Origin of the sequence: Bradyrhizobium sp. SZCCHNGR1005, assembly GCF_032489995.1 — a bacterium.
Lineage (GTDB): Bacteria > Pseudomonadota > Alphaproteobacteria > Rhizobiales > Xanthobacteraceae > Bradyrhizobium.
In genome coordinates, this window is the sequence record NZ_JAUEZC010000006.1 from 303622 (window position 1) to 324388 (window position 20767).

The window sequence follows — 20767 nt, forward strand, 5'->3', positions numbered from 1 at the left end:
CGACAAAAGTTCCCATTGATTTGGGAACTTTTCTGCGGCTCGGGAGTAGTCTGCCCACCAGGGGAACCCGGGCCGCCCCCGAGGATGTTTGGCCCAAAATAGCGAATGGAGTGGGGATGTCCCGATCACAGCTTGTTGCTGAACATTTGCCGTTGCTGCGCCGCTATGCCCGCGCCCTGACCGGCAGCCAGGGCTCCGGCGACGCCTATGTGGGCGCCATGTTGGAAGCCTTGATCCAGGATCCCTCCCTGCTGGATGAACGCTACGGACCGCGCGCCGGCCTGTTCCGGCTGTTCACCCAAATCTGGAACTCGGTGGCACTGAACGACGACACCGAGGTCACGACCTTGCCGATGCCGCCGGAGCGGCGGCTCTCCAACCTTACGCCGTTGCCCCGCCAAGCGTTCCTGCTCCTCTCGCTGGAAGGTTTCGCCGAGGAGGAGGTCGCTTTTATCCTCGACATCGATGTCGCGGAAACCCGGCGCTTGGCCGATGCCGCCGGTCGCGAGCTGGCTGCAGAGATCGCCACCGACGTGTTGATCATCGAGGACGAGACCTTCATCGCCATGGACCTTGAGAGCCTGGTGCGGAATCTCGGCCACAACGTGATTGGCGTCGCCCGCACCCATGCCGATGCGGTGGCGCTTGCCAAGAATAGGAAGCCGGGCCTGATCTTGGCCGATATCCAGCTCGCCGATGGCTCGTCCGGCCTGGACGCCGTCAACGAGTTGCTGCGCACCTTCGAAGTCCCGGTGGTGTTCATCACCGCTTATCCCGAGCGCTTCCTGACCGGCGAGCGGCCGGAGCCGGCTTTCCTGATCTCGAAGCCGTTCCAGCCGGCAATGGTCTCTGCCGTGGCCAGCCAGGCGCTGTTCTTCCAGCGCAACTCCCGTAACCGGATGCCCAAGCCGGCGGCATAAAAGCCGATCCCTGTTCGCTTGGTCCGCGACATAGATGTGTTCAATCGGCGCGCTTCACGATCGAGGCGCGCCGATCGTTTTATTCTGCAGGTGCGCCCGCGACAGATGCCGTCGATCTTCGACGTGACAACGCGGTCGTGCGCTGTAAGGCCGCTCGCCTTCATCAGCTCGTCGAAGGACATCTTTGCCGGCGCTCCCGACATGATAGACGGGCTTGCCCTCGTGCCATGACCTTGCACCGACCGATCAGGAGCAAGATTTAGGAATGAACAAACGAATGCGGGGCACGGCCGGCATCACCACGGCCGTGCCCCGCGTTGCCGGTCAATGGGGCAGGGGGAACGACCGGCTGCAGTGATGACTCACGACGCCAAAAGTCGTTCCTTTGGTCGCCGACTATTTTTTTACCTCACCGCGACGGATTTTAAGACACGGTTAAGTGATCGGCCCATCCAAGAACCCCGTTCCCGCGACCAACGTTGGAATGGCGATCGCCAGCGGGCGAGGGAACAGGGCCATGGCGTATTCAGCGAAAATCTTTGTTTTTGGGACTTTAGCAGCTTCCTTGACGCTCGGAGCGGTTCAGCTCGCATCGGGCCACGATCTGACGAGCGCCTTCCGCGGCGGTTCGGCGAACAACGTCAACCGCGCCGCCAAGGCAGATCGCGGTGCGATGCCGCAGGCTGCCGGACCGACGAGAACTGTCGCACTGCACCTGTCGCAATTTTCCGACACGACCTTTCTGCTTCGCCTGCCGCTGACCGCCGGCAACGGCCCGAGCCTCGCCGGCGAGGGTGGGACGAGACAGCCGCCTTCGCGGCCGATCGGGATTGACAGCGGCAAGAAGGAAGTCGCGAAGCGGCCGGTCGCCTGCGAGCCCCCCGTTTCGGTCCTGACCGAAATCGCGAAGCAGCTGCAGCCCGGCCGCTGCATTACCTGACGAACAGCCATCATTCAGCAGCCAGCGATTTTGCCTTGTGTGAATTGCACCGGTTGCTCCGCCACTCCCGCCTCGGCGCCGCGCGTGTTGGCGCCGAGGTTTTTTTGTCCTCCAAGGCTGGACGACCAAGGCTAAACGACCAAGTCTGAACGACCCGCGTTCAGTCGATCAGCGCCGCCAGGTCACGCCGATCAGGAAGCCAAGTCCGAGTGCCAGGCCGACGGTCGCCAGCGGGCGCTGCGTGATGACGTCCTCGAAGCGTTCCTCGAGCGAACTTGCAGCATCCTGCGCCGCACCCATCATCGCGTTGCCGCGCTCGGACATGTCATCGAAGGTCTGATCCATTCTCTCTCGTGCTTCGCGATAGCCGCTGCGGGCCTGGTTGCCGGCTTTCCCGGCGAAGGCGTTGAGCGCGTCGGTGATCTGGTCGGTCAGGGCGGCGATATCGTTTTTCACGGCGGTGACATCCTTCTGCAGGCGTTCGTAGTTCGCTTTGTCGGCGAGGTTCTTCGTCGCGGTCTCGCCATCGGTCATCGACATCGAAAACTCCCGGGCAAGTGGTCAACTGCGTCAGTCCGACAAACGCGGCGTCATTGGGGAAGTTCCTGGAACGAAACCCCAATTAGTCCGGCGGAAGTTGCGGCGAATCGTCCGGCAACAGATGCTCCTTCATGATCAGGCCGACGATCAGCAGCGGCGAGGCCAGGAAGGCGCCCATCGGACCCCAGAGCCAGGTCCAGAAGGCGAGCGCAATGAAGACGGCCAGCGCGTTCAGCGCCAGGCGGCGGCCGATGATGGTTGGCGTGATGAAGTGGCCCTCGACGAATGCGATTCCGGCGAAGGCAAGGGGCGCAACGAGCCCGCCGCCGAGCGTCGGAAACGTGATGATACCGACCACCGTCAGGATCGCGAACATCGCGATCGGACCGATGATGGGAATGAAGTTCAACGTCGCGGCGAGCGCGCCGAGGCCGGCTGGATTGGGCATCCCGGACAACGCGCAGGCAAGCCCGGTGGCAACGCCGAGCCCGGTGTTGATGAGCGTGACGGTCAATAGATAATTGCCGAGATGCAGCTCGATCTCATTGAGGATGCGTAAGGTGCGCAGACGCGCCTCGTGATCGCCGAAATTCATGATCAACGCGCGCCGCAGATCGCGCCAGCTGGCGATGAACAGCACCAGCGTGGCGAAGAACAGCAGGAATTCGGTGAAGGTCGGCGACAGGAATTCGATGGTAGGTTGCACCCAATCGAATTTCGGAAGTTGCAGGTTGGTGGCGCTCTCGGGACTGCTGCCGCCAATCGCGGCCTGCATCTCATGCCAGAGTGCGATCGGCCGATCGAATACATTCAGCTTGTCCTTCAGCCGCGTCGCAAGCTCCGGCAGCCGGTTGCTCCAGTCGAGCAGGGGTGCAGAGATCAGCCCGACGATGAAGGCCACCGCCGTGGCAACCGCTGCCACGATCAGCAGCGCGGCGATCGCCCGTGGAATCCGAAAGCGCTCCAGGCGATTGGCCGCGGGCGACAGCATGGTCCCGACCACGAACGCCATCACGACCGGAAGAAAGAACGCCTTCGCGAAGTAGAGAACGCCGGTGACGCAGATCACCGTCAGGATCACGAGCGCGATGGCGACCACCTCGGTGCGCCGGATCACCGGCGGCACTTCGCTTCGATGCTCGACAAGTGGTGAGCCTTCATTCCCGTCCGGCAGGAGGCGCTCGGTGGGAAGTACGCGCACCATGTTTCTCTCGCGGCCGGAGGGATCCGGCGCCGATCTGCGCCGAAGGGTGTCAACTTTGGCGACAACCGTCGATCCAGCTCCAAGTTCCGTCGCGCGAATGTGAGGCTCGAATGCCGAACATGCGGCTCGCGTGGCTTGACAGATGTGTGAGGGACACAGCCGGGGCGGAACTCCGGCGAGACCGTTTGCGTTTGGACCCAGGAAGCGCATCGCCGGCCGCGATGCCCGATCTCGAGGGGGCAACCCATGACAGAGTCCGTTTTCGCCCGGAGCTGGTCGCTGCGCCGCTCCATGCTGATCTTCGCCGGCCTTGTTGCACTGGCGCCGTGCTTTGCCACCGCGGTCCGGGCCCAGGCGCTCGGCTACGCGCCCTTCGCCCGTGAGGTCTTTCCGCCGGAAGAGGCGGCGCCTAATACCGCTGTTCAGGACGAGGACAGCGCGCTGCCGGATCGCTTCCGCCGCACCATCGTCAACCTCGATACGCGCGAGGCGCCGGGCACGATCATCATCGATACCGGAAATACCTACCTCTATTACGTGCTCGGGGGTGGTCGCGCGATCCGCTACGGCGTCGGCGTCGGACGTGAAGGGTTCACATGGTCGGGCGTCCAGACCGTCAGCCACAAGGCGGAATGGCCGGATTGGCATCCGCCGGCGCAGATGATCGCACGCCAGCCCTATCTGCCGCGCTTCATGGCCGGCGGGCCCGGCAACCCGCTCGGTGCGCGGGCGATGTATCTCGGCTCCAGCGAATACCGGATCCACGGCACCAACGATCCCACGACGATCGGCAAGTTCGTCTCGTCCGGCTGCATTCGCCTCACCAATGAGGACGTCACCGATCTGTTCAATCGCGTTCAAGTCGGCACCAAGGTCGTGGTGCTGCCCAAGGGATCGCCCGGACTGTCGAAGCGCGCGCCGCTGCAGGCGCGCAGCACGCCGCTCGCGCCGCCCCGTCCGCTCCTGACGACATCGGGGCGCCAGGCGATGTCGATCCCGGTCTCGTCCGTCAACTGAGCGAGGAGACCGTGATGAAGGCTCGATTGGTTGCCGCCGTGCTGGCGCTGGGCACCGCCGGTCTCGCCGGTGCGGTGGCATTGCCGGCAGCAGCCCAAGCGGAGGATTTCTTCTCTGCCTTGTTCGGTGGCTTCGGGTCGCCCCGGCAGTCGGCGCCGCAGCCCTACGTCCGCTTTCCCTTTGCCGACGATGCGCCATCCCAGCGGCGGCCGGCGCCGCGGGAAGAAGCCGCCTCGGGCGGCGGAGGAGTCGGTCAGGCCTGGTGCGTGCGCACCTGCGACGGTCGTTATTTCCCGCTCGGCGCCACCGGCGACCAGGGCAAGGAGGCGGCCTGCAACAGCTTCTGTCCGGCATCCAAGACCGAGATCGTCTATGGCAGCTCGATCGATCAGGCGGAAACCGATGAGGGCAAGCCCTATTCCGAATTGCCGAACGCGTTCCGTTATCGCACCCAGATCGTGGACGGCTGCACCTGCAACGGCAAGGATCAATTCGGGTTGGCCAAGGTCCCGATCGAGAACGATCCGACCTTGCGCAAGGGCGATATCGTCGCTGGCGCGGACGGGCTGATGGTCGCCAATCGTGCGGCCGGCAAACATGCCGAGACCAACTTCTCGCCGGCGCCGGAATCGATCCGAGCGCGCTTCCGCCGCGCGCCGGTGGTCGCGTCGGAGTAGGCCGTCCCTGACCGCGTGACCATCAGGTCGCGCGAACCCTGCCGAGGAATTCGTTGACCTGAATGCCGAGATGCAGCCTCCGGCTCTCCTCGCCGCGCGCCCGTCGTTTTCAGCGGCCGCCGCAACATCGCGCGTGACCGTGCCGTTCATATTTCGGTTCCGGTTCGGGAACCGGAGCGGCCCGGGAACGTTGAATCGGCAGCGCATCATCTCAGGGCCCGATCCATGCTCATCAGTGCTCTCGTCACCTTCCTCGTCGTCATCCTCGTGCTCTATCTGATCAATCTGCTGCCGATCGACGGGCGAGCGAAGCAGATCTGCCGGGTGATCGTGATCATTCTCGGCGTGATCTCGCTCTTGAGATATATCGCTGTAATTTAACACCTTAAGATTGTGCTTCGACCGAAGAAAAAGCCCCGGTGAGCGCCGGGGCTTTCGCTGCTTATGCTGACGCCTTGGCCTCGCGGCGCCGCGCGGTCAGGATGTATTCGGTGTAGCCGTTCGGCTGCGTGCGGCCCTTGAAGACGAGGTCGCAGGCGGCCTTGAAGGCGACGCCGTCGAAGGCGGGCGCCATCGGCTGGTAGAGCGGATCGCCGGCATTCTGCTTGTCGACCACTTCCGCCATCCGCTTCAGCGATTCCATCACCTGCGCCTCGGTGACGACGCCGTGGTGCAGCCAGTTGGCGAGATGCTGGCTGGAGATGCGCAAGGTGGCGCGGTCTTCCATCAGGCCGACATCGTGGATGTCGGGCACCTTGGAGCAACCGACGCCCTGGTCGATCCAGCGCACGACGTAGCCGAGAATACCCTGGCAGTTGTTGTCGATCTCCTGGCGCACGTCGTCGGGCGCCCAGTTCGACTGCGACACCGGGATGGTGAGGATATCGGAGAGCTTCCCACGCTGGCCGCCCTTCGCGAGCTCCTGCTGCCGCGCCAGCACGTTGACCTGGTGGTAGTGCAAAGCGTGCAGCGTCGCCGCGGTCGGCGACGGCACCCAGGCCGTGGTGGCGCCGGCCTGCGGGTGGCCGATCTTCTGCGCCAGCATGTCGGCCATCTTGTCGGGCGCGGCCCACATGCCCTTGCCGATCTGGGCGTGTCCCGGCAGGCCATCGATCAGGCCCATGTCGACGTTCCAGTCCTCATAGGCCTTGATCCAGGGCTGCGCCTTCATCTCGTTCTTGCGGATCATCGGGCCCGCTTCCATCGAGGTGTGGATCTCGTCGCCGGTGCGGTCGAGGAAGCCGGTATTGATGAACATGATGCGCTTGGAGGCCTGCTGAATGCAGGCCTTGAGGTTGACCGTGGTGCGGCGCTCCTCGTCCATGATGCCGATCTTCATCGTGTCCTCCGGCAGGCCGAGCAGCTTCTCGACCCGGCCGAACAGCGCGACGGCGAAGGCGACCTCGTCGGGGCCGTGCATCTTCGGCTTGACGATGTAGATCGAGCCGGTGCGGCTGTTCTTGAGCTTCGAAAGACCCTTGAGGTCATGGAGTGCAAGAAGCCCGGTGACGGCGGCATCGAGAATGCCCTCGGGCACCTCCTCGCCCTTGGCGTCCAGCACGGCGTCGGTGAACATGTGATGCCCGCAATTGCGGATCAGCAGCAGGCTGCGGCCGTGCAGGGTCAGCGTCTTGCCGTCGGGCGTGGTGTAGCTGCGGTCGGTGTGCAGCGAGCGCGTCAGCGTCTTGCCGCCCTTCTCGAAATCGGCCGCCAGCGTCCCGTTCATCAGGCCGAGCGTGTTGCGATAGACCAGCACCTTGTCCTCGGCATCGACGGCGGCGACCGAGTCCTCCATGTCGAGGATGGTGGAGACCGCGGCCTCCATGATCATGTCGGCGACCCCGGCCGGATCGTCCTTCCCGATCGGATTGTTGCGGTTGATCTGCACGTCGATATGCAGGCCGTTGTTGACGAGCAGGATCGCGGAGGGCGCGGCGGCATCGCCCTGATAGCCGGCGAACTGCGCCGGGGTCTTCAGCGCCGTGGCGTTGCCGCTCTTCAGCTTGGCCGAGAGCTGGCCGGCGATCACGCTGTAGGACGTCACGTCGGTGTGGCTGCCGGTGGCGAGCGGCACTGCGGCATCAAGGAAGGCCTTGGCCTTGGCGATCACCTTGTCGCCGCGCGCCTTGTTATAGCCCTTGCCCGTCGCGCTCGGATCGTGCGGGATCGCATCGGTGCCGTAGAAGGCGTCGTAGAGCGAGCCCCAGCGCGCATTCGCGGCATTCAGCGCATAGCGCGCATTGGTCAGCGGCACGACCAGCTGCGGCCCGCAGATCTTGCCGATCTCCTCGTCCACATTTGCGGTCTCGACCTTGTGCGTGGCCGGCTCCGGCTGGAGATAGCCGATCTCCTTCAGGAAGGCGGTGTAGGCGTTGAGGTCGAACGCCTTGCCCTTGTCGGCGAGATGCCAGGCGTCGATCTTGGCCTGCAAGGCATCGCGGAAGGCGAGCAGCTCGCGGTTCTTCGGGGCGAGGTCGCGGATGATGGCGGCGAGGCCGGCCCAGAACGCGTCGGCGTCGATCCCGGTCTTGGGCGCAGCCTCCTTGGCGATGAAATCGTAAAGGACGGGGGCGATCTTCAGTCCGTGGGCGTCGATGCGGTTCATCATCCGAACGTTTCTCTCTGAGAGGCGCGGCGTTGCGCGCCGATTGGGGCAATTACTGCCGAAAATGCGGCTCGACGCCATTTAGCGTCAAAGCCGGGCAAGCGGAAGGGGGGCAGGGCGAAGGGGCCATATGCCGCGGCGGCCATGACCTGCTCCGGGTCTCGCCTTCAGGCCGGCCGCGCCTTTTACCGTTGGCCGCACGCTCGGTCGGGTCCGGGCATCGTCATGCTTGCCATTTTCGGAAGCGTCAGAAGAAGCGTCAGAAACGGTGTCATCCCCGCGAATGCGGGGATCCAGTACGCCGCGGCTTCTCGGCAGGGTCACAATTGTCTCTGCAATACTGGATCGCCGGTCGAGTGTGTGGCCGGCCATCCACGTCTTAGTGGCCCCGGCACAGCGCGGATGGCCAGCTTCCGCCCGCCCCTTGGAGAGGGAGGATCGGCGCGCGCCGCGCAGCGAGGCGCGACGGGGAGGAGTGAACTCACAAATCGCTGCGGACGTGGAGAGATCACCCCACCCCGCCTCACATCTCGCTTCGCTCGTTGCGAGGCGCCCCTCCCCCTCCAGGGGAGGGGCGCAGTGCACGCTTGGCATCTTTCTACTCAACGTCTCAAACAGCTTATCGGGATGAGCGTCCGCGTTCTCGCGACGCGTTTCGCGTCCGAGCTTTGCGAACGATGCGCCCTCTCGAAGATGGAGGGCGCAGGGAAGGCCGGGTGTTGGCTCACACCCATGGCCCGCCTGCAGAAAAGAATGCAGGCGGCAGTCACCACAGGTACGAGCCGGACAACCGGCCTTCCCTGCGCGATGGCTTTACGGCTTATACGTGATCTCCCCGGGGACCGGCTTGATTGCCCCCGTCATCCGCGCGCTCGTCGCTTGCTGCGGATTTAGCACCAGCACCGGGATGCCAGGACCACACGACTTCGCCGTGCGCATCGGATCGTTCGTCTGCGTGAATGATCACGCTGCAGCCCGATGCGCCCACCGCATCCCGCACCCAACGCTCGTGACGATCGCGAAGCGCCCCTCTCATCGCGGCGGGATGACGGTATAGAAACACAATTTCGGAAAAAAAGAAAGAAAAATTTCTAACTTGAGGGGCGGACAGGCTAAGGGGTTTGAAGGGGCTCACGAAATGAGTTGTTCCGCGAGACTGATTGCGCGTGTAGGAGCCGGGCTCCACAAGAGGAATTTGTTGTGCGGCGCGTGTCTGCTGATACTGTCCATTCAGTAAGACAATCTCCGCTTCGTTTCGGCCATCCACGCCTTCATGAGGTGAATAGCGTATGGCCAATCTGCCACGTGCTGCCGGATTGATGATGCTTGACCTCGCCATGCAACAGATCTCTCAACGTCTTCGCGGTTCGGCGGCAACGGAAGACGACATTCGCCTGTTAAGGTCCGGCTTCGATCCACATCCATTGCCCGACTGGCTGATCATCATGCTGCACGAGAATAGACTGGCAGGGACGTACTTTTCGTTGGATGCAGACATCGACAAGTCAAAGATCGGTGCAGAGGTTCTATGGCTCACACCGGCGCAGATGGTGTCGGAAGCAACCGAATGTGAGCCGGGCATCTCTGTCGTGCCTCATGGATACATTCCGGTCGGTGGGTGCGCCGAGGGGGCAGGCGATCCGTACTTTTTGGACCTGCGAGAGGTGAGGGACGATCCACCCTTAGTCCGGATCCCGCATGACTATGCCGTTCAACGACCCTATCCCACAGAACGGATCGAGCTGGTCAGCGACCGGCTGAGCGAATTTTTCAGCAAGGCGAAGCTTTCCGGCGCCATGTAGACGGTCAGCCTCGTAGGGTGGGCAAAGCGAAGCGTGCCCACCGTCTTCGTCTGAAGATCGGGACGGTGGGCACGGCGCTGCGCGCCTTTGCCCACCCGACAGACTGCGCCTGCTGGGTTCACCATGCCAACGCGAGGCCGCCAACAATGATCGGCTCGTCGTCGCTTTCATTGCCACAGCGGTCCGCGAGCCGTTTCCGGGCTTTCGTGCCGGGCTCACGCCGATGCCGGATATCCAGGCGTCCGACGGTCGCCGCCAAACTCCGCGTCAAGCTCGCGATCCGTGCGGTCGCCTGCTTGACGATGAACAGGATCGTCGTGACACGGCTGAAGATGCCGAGCAGGAGCAGGACCGAGAAGACATCGATATAGGCCAGGACATCGCCGACCAGCATCAGTTCGGGCGGGATCGGGATGCTGTGATAGTAGGCAAAGATGAGAATGAGGACTGGCAGAAAGGCGACGATCCGCCTCAGTGTCAGCCGGTCCAGGAAGGCCGCGAACTGCACGACGAGGACGTCCCATAGCCAATCGCCCAAGAGAGCGGGCCTATCGACCGTCCATTTCCTCCAAAATGCCTTCCACATAGGGGCTCCGCATCCGATGATATGCAAGCGCAGGCTACTATAGCATGCATCCGCGCGCGCGGAAGTGAAGCGGACGCGTAGGATGGATCGAGCACGATGCAGCATCTTCAACGTCTGGCCGCCTACCAGTACCGACAGCGCATCGTCTCGTTCCTGGGAGCGCGGACCAGCGGGCGATGGCGCATCAAGATCAATGTCGTCACCCTCAGCGCTGCTGCGTCGGATGTTACGGACGTCGTGGAGGCCGCCTGGGACACGAGCGAATCCGTCCTTCGGACGTTGCCCGAAACCGACCTCGATACGAACCTCGGCTTCTTGACGGTTCATGTCGGGTTGGCCGGCGTATGGTTGCTGATCGACCGCTGGGAGGATTGCGATATTCTGCGCCATCATCACTTCCACGCGACGCTCGCCGATCCGACGCGTTTCGCGGATGTCAGCCAAGAGCACTACGGCCCCTGCGTCTGGGAGCTGGCGGTCCAGGCGTTCGAGCGGCAGGCGTGGCTCGATCACGTGTTGGCGAATCCGGCCGGCCCGGACATCGAGGGCTATCTGTCCGTCGGGCTGAATGGTTCGATTTGAACCGGTCAGAGTAGCCCGCGTGAGCGCAAGCGATACGCGAGTCACCGGATATCCTTCTCGCTCATCCGGGCTACGCCAACTTGTCATGGTTGCGGTGGGCACGGCGCTGCGCGCCTTTGCCCACCCTACGAACCGCGCGTCTTGACCCGCCGGGGCTTGATCCGTTGCCGCTTGTCGCTCTTACGCCTGCGGCCTTGGCGAACGTCTTTCGCTGTGGCGTTCGGCACTCGTCGTGCCGCGACACGATGAGCTGCCGCGAGCGCCGCGCGCGCCCACACCACGAATTCGTCAGGCTCATCGAACAGCCGTTCCGGTGCGCGCCAAAAGGCCAGGTCGATGCTGCGTCCGCCCTTGCTATAGTTGAGCGGCGGGAACGCCGCTGCCTCCTCGAAGATCGGCTTGTTGCTCTCGTCCACCCGGAAGTAGAGGGTATCTTCGGTCACCATAGCCAGCATGACGCCGTCGCAGAAGACGCCTGTCTTGCCGAACATGCGGCGAAACGTGAGCGGCCCGAGGGTAGCGAATTGTTCGCGCAGGAACTCCGAAAAGCTGGCGCTTGCGACCATCACGGTCTCTCTCATGGCGGGACCATCTCATGCTGCTCGATCTTTCTCCTTTTCGTGAATTCGATCAATTGAGAATAGCCAGCTCAGATCGGCCGCACGATGGGCCGTCCGATTGTCGCCAGAGCGCCCGCTCAAGCGTGTTTCGTCCGACGCACGCTGCAAATCCCCGAAGATTTGAAGACGCTTGGCAAGACATTGCAGGAACGTTCCCCCGCTCGCGCTGTTCAAGCAGGGCCGGAAGTGGAGACGTTCCCATGTCCTCTCAGCCCTTTTCTGTCTTGAGCGCCCGCTCGGCGCTCAAGCATCTGTTCTCGCGGCGTAACTTCCTCGGCGCTTCGACCGCCGCGGTGGCCGGCGCGCTGGCCAGTGAGCGCGCCGTGGCGCAGGTCAATGCGCAAGGCTCGGAGCAGCAGCGCAGCGCCAGCGATCCGGGGCCGCAGAACCGCACCCTGCAGCAGCTCTTCCCGAACAGCGTTTCGCCGCCCCCGACCGATCACGCGCTGCCGCCGACCTTCTGGAGCTCGTTCTCGATGATGCACCGGCGCATCCAGGACGGCGGCTGGTCGCGACAGGTGAACGTCAATGATTTCCCGATCTCCAAGGACATTGCCGGCGTCAACATGCGCCTGACTGCCGGCGGCATCCGCGAGCTGCACTGGCACGAGGCCGATGAATGGGCGATCATGCTGTATGGCAATTGCCGCATCACGGCGGTCGATGTCGACGGCGGCACCTTCGTGGATGACGTGAGCGCGGGCGATCTCTGGTACTTCCCGACCGGGGTGCCGCACTCGCTGCAGGGGCTTGGTCCCGACGGCTGCGAATTTCTGCTGGTGTTCGATGACGGCAAGTTCTCCGAGGACAACACCACGCTGCTGTCGGACTGGATGATCCATACGCCGCCCGATGTCGTCGCGAAGAATTGGAGCGTGCCCGAGAGCGCGCTGGCCTCGTTCAAGACCATTCCCCAGGAAGGCCGCTACATCTTCCAGGCCGCCGTTCCCGGCGGCTTGGAGCAGGACCGCAGCGCCGCGATCAATTCCGGGCAGCGCAGCACGCAGACCTTCGATTTCCGGATGATGCGGATGCAGCCGCAGAAGTCCGACCGCAGCGGCGAGGTGCGGATCGTCGATTCCACGAACTTCGCGGCGTCACAGAACATCGCGATGGCGCATGTCACCGTGAAGCCGGGCGGCATGCGCGAGCTTCATTGGCATCCGAACGCCAACGAATGGCAGTACTACATCGCGGGCAAAGGCCGCATGACGGTGTTCTTCAATCGCGCCGAGGCCCGCACCGCCGACTTCAATCCCGGCGACGTCGGCTACATCCCGCAGACGCTCGGGCATTACATCGAAAACACCGGCGACACCGATCTGGTGTTTCTCGAGATGTTCAAGACCTCGCACTATCAGGATATCTCGCTGAACCAGTGGCTCACGCACATTCCGCCCGAGCTGGTCACGCAGCATCTCGGCATTTCGCCGGAGACGCTGCAGGCGATCCCGAAAGCCAATACGGCAATCGTTCCGGGATGAGGTTCGATTTTGCTATCGCTAAGCTGGCGCCGTCATGCCCCGCGAAGGCGGGGCATCCAGTACGCCGCGGCTTCTCGGTCGAGCATGAGCGCCTCTGGAATACTGGATCGCCCGCTTTCGCGGGCGATGACGGCGGAGGGCGTTACGGGCGATTGAAATCACACATCAAATATTCGCGGCGAGATCCGCGATGTCGTCGAACAGCACGCTGGTCGCCGCCAGCAGCCGTTCGATGGCGTCAGTGGCCTCGACCACAGAGCGGGTCGAGGTGTCGAGCACGAGTTCGGCATCCGTCGGCGGCTCGTAGTCGTTGCCGATGCCGGTGAAGCCCTTGAGCGCGCCGGCGCGCGCCTTGGCGTAATGGCCCTTGGGATCGCGGCTTTCGCACACCTCGGCAGGCGTGGCGACATAGACTTCGCGGAACAGATCGCCGGCGACGCGACGGGCCGCGGAGCGGTCCTCGCGCGCGGGCGACACCGCAGCCACGATCGCGATGTGGCCGTTGCGCGCCAGGTGGGTCGCGACCTCGGCGAGGCGGCGGATGTTTTCCGCGCGATCCTCCGGCGTGAAGCCGAGATCCTTGTTGAGGCCGGCGCGCAGCGTATCGCCGTCGAGCAGGATCGGCGCGCCGCCGCGGGTGAACAGGCGCCGCTCCAGCGCGCGCGCCAGGGTCGATTTGCCGGCACCGGGCAGGCCCGTGAGCCAGACCACCGCGCCCTTGTGGCGGTGACGCTCGGCGCGCTCCTGCGGTTGCAGCGCCGATTCCACCGGCACGATGTCGACGGGGGCCGCGCGCCTGGCAGCATCCGCCGACAGCACGAGACCACCGCCGGCGATGCGGCCATTGACCTCGATCACCAATCGTCCGGTGCGCGGATTCTCGGCGGTGGGATCGGCCGCGACCGGCTGCGCCAGCGCGATCTCGATCTCGCCGACATGGTTGCGCGCGATCGCGGCGGTCTCCTCGCTCGCCAGCGCGCCGGGATCGATCGCCTTCTCGATCGCGACCACGCTCGCGCGCGTCTCCCGGGTGCCGAGCCGCACCACGATGCCATCGCCCTTCTTGAGGGGCGCATCGTGCAGCCAGAAGATTCGTGCGTGCAGCCGCCGCGTCGCCTGCGGCTCCTTGCCGACATGAGCGATGACGTCGCCGCGTTCGATGAACAGCTCGCGGTCGAGCGTGACGCCGACCGAACGTCCGGCACCCTGCGGCCCGGTCAGCGGCGTCGCCGGCCAGCCTTCGACGGTGCGGATCTTGGCGATCTTGCCGGCCGGCATGATCACGATCTCGTCGCCGGCCTGCAGCTGGCCGGATTCAATGCGCCCGGCGACGATGCGGCGGTCGTCGAATTTGTAGATCGCCTGCACCGGCAGGCGCAGGGCCAGGCTTTCCAGCGGCCGTGCCGGCTCCAGCGCATCGAGCGCCTCGACCACGGTCGGGCCCTTGTACCAGCCGATGCGCGAGGTCCTCACTGCGACGCCGTCGCCGTCGCGTGCGGAGATCGGGATCACCGCCGCGGGCTTGACGCCGAGGCCGGACAGATGCGCCGAGATCTCGTCCTTGATCTCGTTGAAGCGAGCGGCCGAGAAATCCACGCGGTCCATCTTGTTGACGACCACGGCGACTTGGCGGACGCCGAGCAGGTGCAACAGATAGCCGTGGCGGCGGGTCTGGTCGCGCACGCCTTCCAGCGCATCGATGATCAGCACCGCGCCGTCGGCCTGCGAGGCGCCGGTGATCATGTTGCGCAGGAACTCGGCATGGCCGGGCGCGTCGATCAGCACGACATCGCGCGCATTGGTGCGGAAGCGGATCTGCGTGGTGTCGATGGTGATGCCCTGGTCGCGCTCGGTCTGCAGCGCATCGAGCAGGAACGACCACTCGAACGGCATGCCGCGCCGGGTGCTGACGGCCTTCAGCATCTCCAGCTTGCCTTCGGGCAGGCTGCCGGTCTCATGCAAGAGCCGGCCGACCAGGGTGGACTTGCCGTGATCGACATGGCCGACGATGACGATGCGCACTTGCGGGCGCGTGGTGCCGTTCGGCGTGGCGGAGACCATCATGTTCATGATTTCAGCCCCCGATCACAGATAGCCGGCGACGCGCAGCCGCTCGAAGGCGTCTTCGGTCTCGTGGTCGAGCGCGCGGCCGGCACGCTCCGGCACCTTGGTGTTTTCCAGTTCGACCAGGATCTCCGGAATGCTGGTGGCGGTGGAGGCGACCGGAAACGTGATGTCCTGATCGCCGAGCGAGCGATAGCGCTTGCCGTTTTTGGCGAGATAGAGCGGGATGATCGGGATGTTCTCCCGCGCGGTGTAGGCCCAGATGTCGGCCTCGGTCCAATGCAGGATCGGATGGATGCGCAAATGCGCGCCCGGCGGCGGCGAGGCGTTGAAATGGTCCCAGAACTCCGGCGGCTGGTCGCGCACGTCCCAATGGCCTTCCGCGCCGCGCGGCGAGAACACGCGCTCCTTGGCGCGCGTCGCCTCCTCGTCGCGGCGGATGCCGGCGATGAGCCCGTCGAAGCCGTATTTGGCCAGCGCGAGTTTCAACCCTTCGGTCTTGCGCGCGGCAGAACGTGCCGCCGGCGGCAGCGTCGGATCGACCGCCTCGATCGGGGGGCAAGGCTCCAGTTTGAGATCGAGCCCCCATTCCTTGGCGTAGGTGTCGCGGAACGCGTACATCTCCGGGAACTTCTTGCCCGTATCGACATGCAGGCAGGGGAACGGCACCCGGCCGAAGAAGGCCTTGCGCGCCAGCCAGATCATCACGTTGGAGTCCTTGCCGAGCGACCACAGCAGCGCCAGCTTTTTCAGCCGTGCAAACGCCTCGCGGAGAATGTAGATGCTCTGCGCTTCAAGCGCGTCGAGATGGTCCATGCTCGGCGCCGTTTCGAGAATGCGCGGCATGGAAGATGCTTGAATGACCTCTGAGGCGGCCAACTTGTCTTTTGCGAAATCGTTGTCGAGAACGTGCATGCTGCGAGTCCTGGCCTACCGAGACGAAAATTCTATGGCCGACGCGGAAAGGAGTGAAAAATATTTTTCTCTTTACCGCCGGTGCCGGACACTTATATAGGAAAAAATTCCAGTCAACCCCGAAGAGTCGAAACGCTAGGACGCAATGCAATATCTGCCGGTGTTTCTCGATCTGAAGACCGGCCCCGTGCTGCTCGTCGGCGCGGGGGAGCTGGCGCATGCCAAGCTGCGGGTGCTGCTGGCGGCCGGCGCGCGGATCAGCTGGTTCTCGACCGACGGTGCGCATGATCTCGGCGGCCTGCGCGATCCTGACAAGCAGATCGAATTCGCCAGCGGCGATCCGCTCGAGGCGGAGCTTGCGGGCGCCATCGCCGTGTTCTGCGCCGGCGCCGGCGATGTCGGCGTGGCGATGGCGCTGCGTGCGAAGGCGCTCGGCTTGCCCGTCAACGTGATGGATGACCTTGCGCAATCGACCTTCATCTTTCCGGCGATCGTCGATCGCGGCGATGTGGTGGTGGCGATCGGCACCGGCGGCGCCTCGCCGGTGGTGGCGCGGCGGATGCGCGAGACCATCGAAGCGGTGCTGCCGGCGCGGATCGGCGATCTCGCCACTTTCATCGGTGAGTTCAGAAGGACGATCAATGCGCGCATCGGCGAGATGCCGCTGCGCCGACGGTTCTGGGAGCGCGTCGTCGATGGCCCGATCGGCGCGTTGGTGCTGAGCGGCCGCAAGGCGGAGGCTGAAGCCGCGCTGCACGGCATCGGCGATCCCGCAGCTTACGCCGGCGCCGATGATGCCGGCCGCGGCCAAGGTCATGTCACGCTGGTCGGTGCGGGGCCGGGCGATCCCGACCTTCTCACCATCAAGGCGCTCCGCGCGCTGCAGGACGCCGATGTCGTCTACTATGACGAACTGGTCACGCCGGAAATCCTGGACCGCATCCGCCGCGACGCCGCGCGCGTGCCGGTCGGCCGCCGCATCGGCAAGCCCGGCATCGGCCAGGCCGCCGTCAACAAGCTATTGATCGAGGCGGCGCGCGCGGGCAAGCGCGCGGTCCGCTTGAAGGGCGGCGATGCCTATGTGTTCGGCCGCGGCGGCGAAGAGGTCGATGCGCTGCGCGCCGCCGGCGTGTCCTACACGATCGTGCCCGGCATCACCGCAGGGCTAGGGGCTGCCGCGCATTTCGAGGTGCCGCTGACCTTCCGCGAGAAGGCGCGCCGCATCACCTTCCTCACCGCGCACAAGACCCGCGACGCCGAAGCCGTCGATTGGTCGGCGCTGACCGACACCGAAATGACCGTCGTGGTCTATATGGGCATGACCGCGGCGCCCTCGGTGTGCGCCGGGCTGCTTGCGGCGGGGCGCTCGCCGGAGACGCCGGTCGGCGTGTTCGCCAAGGTGACGCGTCCCGACGCGCAGGCCGCTGTCGGCACGCTCGGACAATTGCCGGATCTCATTCGCAAGATCGATGGCGGCCCCGCCATCCTCATCATCGGCGACGTGGTCGCGCATTCCGCGCCATGGCGTCAGCAAAACCTCAGCCGCGTCATCGCGCACATCCTGGAACCTGCCTGAATGACATCTCCGCTCGAACAGAAGATCAAGATCGCCGGCCCGTCGGTGGTCACCGCGAACCGGACCTCTGACGGCGCCGTGATCTGGCGGACCGCGTCGAAGGAGTGGTCGACCGATCTTGCCAAGGCTGCGATCGTCCGCACCGTCAATGATGCGCGCGCGCTGCTCGTCGAAGCCGTCGCCGATGACGTTGGCGCGGTCGGTCCCTATATCGCCCCGGTCGAGATCGAGGACGACGGCGCGATCAAACCCGGCAATCTGCGCGAACATATCCGCCTGAAGGGCGCCACCATCACGCTCCCGGCGCAGGCCGCCCAGGTCTAAGAGGTTTCTTTCGCATGTATGCTTACGACGAAATCGACCGCACGCTGGTCAATGAGCGCGTCGCGGAATTCCGCGATCAGGTGAGGCGCCGCCTCTCGGGCGAGCTCACCGAGGACGAGTTCAAGATGCTGCGGCTGCAGAACGGCGTCTATCTGCAGCTGCACGCCTATATGTACCGCATCGCCATTCCCTACGGCACGCTGGCGTCGAACCAGCTGCGGCGGCTCGCTTATGTGGCGCGGCGCTACGACCGCGGCTATGGCCATTTCACGACGCGTCAGAACATCCAGTTCAACTGGATCAAGCTCGCCGAGCTGCCGGATGCGATGGCCGATCTCGCCGAAGTCGGCATCCAGTCGATGCAAACCTCGGGCAACAATCTGCGCAACGTCACCGCCGACCAGTGGGCGGGCGTGGCGCCCGGCGAAGTCGAGGACCCCCGCGTCTGGGCCGAGCTCTTGCGCCAGTTCACCACGCTGCATCCGGAATTCTCGTTCCTGCCGCGCAAGTTCAAGATCGCGATCACGGCCTCCGAGCATGATCGTGCCGCGATCAAGATCCACGACGTCGGCTTGAAGCTGATCAAGAATGCGCAAGGCGAGACCGGCTTCGAGGTGATGGTCGGCGGCGGCCTCGGCCGCTCGCCCTTCATCGCCAAGACCGTCAAGCCATTCGTCCATGGCCACGACATCCTGAGCTATCTCGAGGCGATCCTGCGCGTCTACAACCAGTACGGCCGCCGCGACAACATCTACAAGGCGCGCATCAAGATCCTGGTGCATGAGCTCGGCGTCGAGAAATTCGCAGCCGAGGTCGAGGAGGAGTGGCAGCAGATCCGCGACGGCGTGCTGAAACTCGACGACGACATCATCGAGGACATCCGCTCCCGCTTCTTCTACCCGGCCTATGAGAGCCTGCCGCACATGCCGGACGAGCTGAAGCAGGCCGCGCATGACCAGAAATTCGAGGCCTGGCGCAAGAACTCGGTGTTTCCGCACAAGGTGCAGGGCTATGCCATCGTCACCATCTCGCTGAAGCCGGTCGGCGGCCCTCCGGGCGACGCCACCGCCGAGCAGATGGATGCGCTGGCCGAGATCGCCGACACATATTCGTTCGGCGAGATCCGCGTCGGCCATGAGCAGAACCTGGCGCTGCCGCATGTCCGGAAACGCGATCTGCCGGCGCTGTGGAAGGCGCTCGACAAGGTCGGGCTCGCCATCCCCAACGTCAACCTGGTCTCCGACATCATCGCCTGCCCGGGGCTGGACTACTGCTCGCTCGCCAATGCGCGCTCGATCCCGATCGCGCAGGAACTGACCCGGCGCTTCGCCAATCACGAGACCGCCAACCTGATCGGCCGGCTGCACATCAACATCTCCGGCTGCATCAATGCCTGCGGCCATCACCATGTCGGCCATATCGGCATTCTCGGCGTCGATAAGAACGGCGAGGAGTTCTATCAGATCACGATCGGCGGCCGTGCCGACGAGGGGGCCGTGCTCGGCACCTTGATCGGACCCGCCGTGCCTTATGGCGAGGTGGCCGATGTGATCGAGGATATCGTGGAAGCTTATCTGGCGCTGCGCGCACATCCGGACGAACTGTTCGTCGACACGGTGAAGCGGCTCGGCGTCGAACCATTCAGGGAGCGGGTCTATGCCACTCGTTAAGGGCGGAAAAATCGTCAGTGATGCGTTCGCCCATGTGGCCGACGACGCGGCTCTGCCGGAGCAGGGCGCGCTGCTGGTGACGGCGAAGCGCTTTCTCAGCGATCCCGAGGGCCTGCTGACCCGTGCAGCCGGCAAGCTCGGCGTGCTCTGGCCGAACAACCGCGACGTCGACGATCTCGTGCCCTATCTCGGCCGCCTGGCGGTGATCGCGCTGGTGTTTCCGACCTTCCGCGACGGACGCGCTTACAGCCAGGCGCGGCTGCTCCGCGAGCGCTATGCCTATCGCGGCGAGCTGCGCGCGACCGGGCAGGTGCTGCGCGATCAGTTCGTGTTCATGCTGCGCGCCGGCTTCGATGCGTTCGAAGTCAAGAAGCAGGCGGATGCCGAGGCCTTCACCGAGACGGTGAAGCGCTATTCGGTGTTCTATCAGCCGACCGGCGACGGCCGCCTGTCCGCGCTGCATCAGCGCATGCAGCTGCGCCATTCGGAGAGCGCCGGCCTATGAACGCCCATGTCGCGCCTGACCGGATCGCCGATGATGCGCCGTCGGCAAGCAAGCTCGACGCCGCGCTTCGCACGGCTGCGCCGCGCGAGGTGATCGCGGCCGCGCTCGACCTGGTGGGGCGCGAGCGGCTTGCGGTGGTCTCGTCGTTCGGCACGGAGTCGGCGGCGCTATTGAAGGTCGTGGCGGACGTCGATCCGGCGATCCCCGTCGTCTTCCTCGACACCGGACATCTGTTCGCGGAAACGCTCGCCTATCGCGATACGCTGATCGAGCGTCTTGGCCTCCGCGACGTGCGCTCGATCAAGCCCGATGCCGAGGCCCTGGCGCGCCAGGATGCCGACAACGATCTGTGGTTCTCCGATCCCGACGCCTGTTGCCGCATCCGCAAGGTCGAGCCGCTGGCACGGGCGCTCAAGCCTTTCGATGCCTGGATCAATGGCCGCAAGCGCTTCCAGGGTGGGGTGCGTGCGACGATGTCCGTCGTTGAACAGGATGGCGGCCGGCTGAAGTTCAATCCGTTCGCCAATATCTCGCAGGACGAGGTCGCTTCGATCTATGCCGAGGCCAGGCTGCCGCCGCATCCGCTGGTCGCCTCCGGATTCCGTTCGGTCGGCTGCATGCCATGCACCAGCCGCACGTCGGCGGATGAGGATGCGCGGGCCGGGCGTTGGCGCGGCCGACCCAAGACCGAATGCGGCATCCACACCGTCACTAGTTCGTAGCACAACCGCGCTGC

At 64.6% G+C, this 20767-nt stretch carries 20 protein-coding genes; 13 read left to right on the forward strand and 7 right to left on the reverse strand.

Annotation, left to right across the window (positions count from 1 at the left end; genetic code table 11):
- Positions 1-116: 116 nt before the first annotated feature.
- The gene (locus tag QXZ85_RS25100; RefSeq protein ID WP_315702963.1) at positions 117-920 is read left to right on the forward strand and encodes a response regulator; all 804 of its coding nucleotides are present in this window, start codon (positions 117-119) and stop codon (positions 918-920) included.
- A 565-nt stretch (positions 921-1485) separates the two neighbouring features.
- Positions 1486-1860, forward strand: coding sequence for a hypothetical protein (locus tag QXZ85_RS25105; RefSeq protein ID WP_315729475.1), 375 nt, complete (start codon positions 1486-1488; stop codon positions 1858-1860).
- Positions 1861-2028: 168 nt separating this feature from the next.
- Here QXZ85_RS25105 and QXZ85_RS25110 read toward each other — a convergent pair whose 3' ends face one another.
- Together QXZ85_RS25110 and QXZ85_RS25115 are read right to left on the reverse strand one after the other, a co-directional pair.
- Complete coding sequence (locus tag QXZ85_RS25110) at positions 2029-2400, reverse strand: YqjD family protein (protein ID WP_315702965.1); 372 nt, start codon at positions 2398-2400, stop codon at positions 2029-2031.
- An 82-nt stretch (positions 2401-2482) separates the two neighbouring features.
- Positions 2483-3601 (reverse strand): AI-2E family transporter, encoded by a 1119-nt coding sequence (locus QXZ85_RS25115; protein ID WP_315743967.1) that lies wholly within the window; start codon positions 3599-3601, stop codon positions 2483-2485.
- 249 nt (positions 3602-3850) lie between these two features.
- On the opposite strand from QXZ85_RS25115, the gene QXZ85_RS25120 reads away from it, so the two are divergent.
- The 3 genes from QXZ85_RS25120 (at position 3851) to QXZ85_RS25130 (ending at position 5679) form a co-directional block, all read left to right on the forward strand.
- The gene (locus QXZ85_RS25120) at positions 3851-4621 is read left to right on the forward strand and encodes a L,D-transpeptidase (RefSeq protein WP_316174986.1); all 771 of its coding nucleotides are present in this window, start codon (positions 3851-3853) and stop codon (positions 4619-4621) included.
- A gap of 14 nt (positions 4622-4635) precedes the next feature.
- Positions 4636-5298: a DUF2865 domain-containing protein gene (locus tag QXZ85_RS25125; protein WP_315768796.1), complete on the forward strand. Its 663-nt coding sequence runs from the start codon at positions 4636-4638 to the stop codon at positions 5296-5298.
- A 225-nt stretch (positions 5299-5523) separates the two neighbouring features.
- Positions 5524-5679, forward strand: a complete 156-nt coding sequence (locus QXZ85_RS25130) for a Thivi_2564 family membrane protein (protein WP_315702968.1) — start codon at positions 5524-5526, stop codon at positions 5677-5679.
- 61 nt (positions 5680-5740) lie between these two features.
- Here the strand turns inward: QXZ85_RS25130 and QXZ85_RS25135 are convergent, their stop codons facing one another.
- A complete protein-coding gene (locus tag QXZ85_RS25135; protein WP_315768830.1) occupies positions 5741-7903 on the reverse strand; it encodes a malate synthase G in 2163 nt (720 codons plus the stop codon).
- A gap of 1289 nt (positions 7904-9192) precedes the next feature.
- Here QXZ85_RS25135 and QXZ85_RS25140 point away from each other — a divergent pair.
- Positions 9193-9705 (forward strand): hypothetical protein, encoded by a 513-nt coding sequence (locus QXZ85_RS25140; RefSeq protein ID WP_315768797.1) that lies wholly within the window; start codon positions 9193-9195, stop codon positions 9703-9705.
- A 118-nt stretch (positions 9706-9823) separates the two neighbouring features.
- On the opposite strand, the gene QXZ85_RS25145 is transcribed toward QXZ85_RS25140, so the two are convergent.
- Entirely contained in the window at positions 9824-10291 is a 468-nt protein-coding gene (locus QXZ85_RS25145; RefSeq protein ID WP_315768798.1) for a hypothetical protein, read from the reverse strand.
- Between the two features lie 96 nt (positions 10292-10387).
- On the opposite strand from QXZ85_RS25145, the gene QXZ85_RS25150 reads away from it, so the two are divergent.
- Positions 10388-10873, forward strand: a complete 486-nt coding sequence (locus QXZ85_RS25150; protein WP_315743922.1) for a hypothetical protein — start codon at positions 10388-10390, stop codon at positions 10871-10873.
- A gap of 125 nt (positions 10874-10998) precedes the next feature.
- Here the strand turns inward: QXZ85_RS25150 and QXZ85_RS25155 are convergent, their stop codons facing one another.
- The gene (locus QXZ85_RS25155; RefSeq protein WP_315768799.1) at positions 10999-11454 is read right to left on the reverse strand and encodes a TfoX/Sxy family protein; all 456 of its coding nucleotides are present in this window, start codon (positions 11452-11454) and stop codon (positions 10999-11001) included.
- A gap of 239 nt (positions 11455-11693) precedes the next feature.
- Here QXZ85_RS25155 and QXZ85_RS25160 point away from each other — a divergent pair, with 239 nt between their 5' ends.
- Positions 11694-12977 (forward strand): cupin domain-containing protein, encoded by a 1284-nt coding sequence (locus QXZ85_RS25160; RefSeq protein WP_315702973.1) that lies wholly within the window; start codon positions 11694-11696, stop codon positions 12975-12977.
- Positions 12978-13142: 165 nt separating this feature from the next.
- Here the strand turns inward: QXZ85_RS25160 and cysC are convergent, their stop codons facing one another.
- Positions 13143-15047, reverse strand: a complete 1905-nt coding sequence (gene cysC, locus QXZ85_RS25165) for an adenylyl-sulfate kinase (protein ID WP_315768800.1) — start codon at positions 15045-15047, stop codon at positions 13143-13145.
- 15 nt (positions 15048-15062) lie between these two features.
- On the reverse strand, positions 15063-15887 hold the full coding sequence (cysD, locus tag QXZ85_RS25170; protein WP_315728344.1) for a sulfate adenylyltransferase subunit CysD: 825 nt from the start codon (positions 15885-15887) through the stop codon (positions 15063-15065).
- Positions 15888-16101: 214 nt separating this feature from the next.
- On the opposite strand from cysD, the gene cysG reads away from it, so the two are divergent.
- Genes cysG through QXZ85_RS25195 form a run of 5 tightly spaced genes read left to right on the forward strand, consistent with a single transcriptional unit; the run spans position 16102 to position 20753 of the window.
- On the forward strand, positions 16102-17532 hold the full coding sequence (gene cysG, locus QXZ85_RS25175; RefSeq protein WP_315768801.1) for a siroheme synthase CysG: 1431 nt from the start codon (positions 16102-16104) through the stop codon (positions 17530-17532).
- Complete coding sequence (locus QXZ85_RS25180; protein ID WP_315702976.1) at positions 17533-17856, forward strand: DUF2849 domain-containing protein; 324 nt, start codon at positions 17533-17535, stop codon at positions 17854-17856.
- 14 nt (positions 17857-17870) lie between these two features.
- Positions 17871-19526, forward strand: a complete 1656-nt coding sequence (locus QXZ85_RS25185; protein WP_315702977.1) for a nitrite/sulfite reductase — start codon at positions 17871-17873, stop codon at positions 19524-19526.
- The gene (locus tag QXZ85_RS25190; protein WP_315702978.1) at positions 19513-20031 is read left to right on the forward strand and encodes a DUF934 domain-containing protein; all 519 of its coding nucleotides are present in this window, start codon (positions 19513-19515) and stop codon (positions 20029-20031) included. Before QXZ85_RS25185 ends, QXZ85_RS25190 begins: the two co-directional genes overlap by 14 nt.
- Positions 20028-20753, forward strand: coding sequence for a phosphoadenylyl-sulfate reductase (locus QXZ85_RS25195; RefSeq protein ID WP_315702979.1), 726 nt, complete (start codon positions 20028-20030; stop codon positions 20751-20753). Before QXZ85_RS25190 ends, QXZ85_RS25195 begins: the two co-directional genes overlap by 4 nt.
- Positions 20754-20767: the final 14 nt, after the last annotated feature.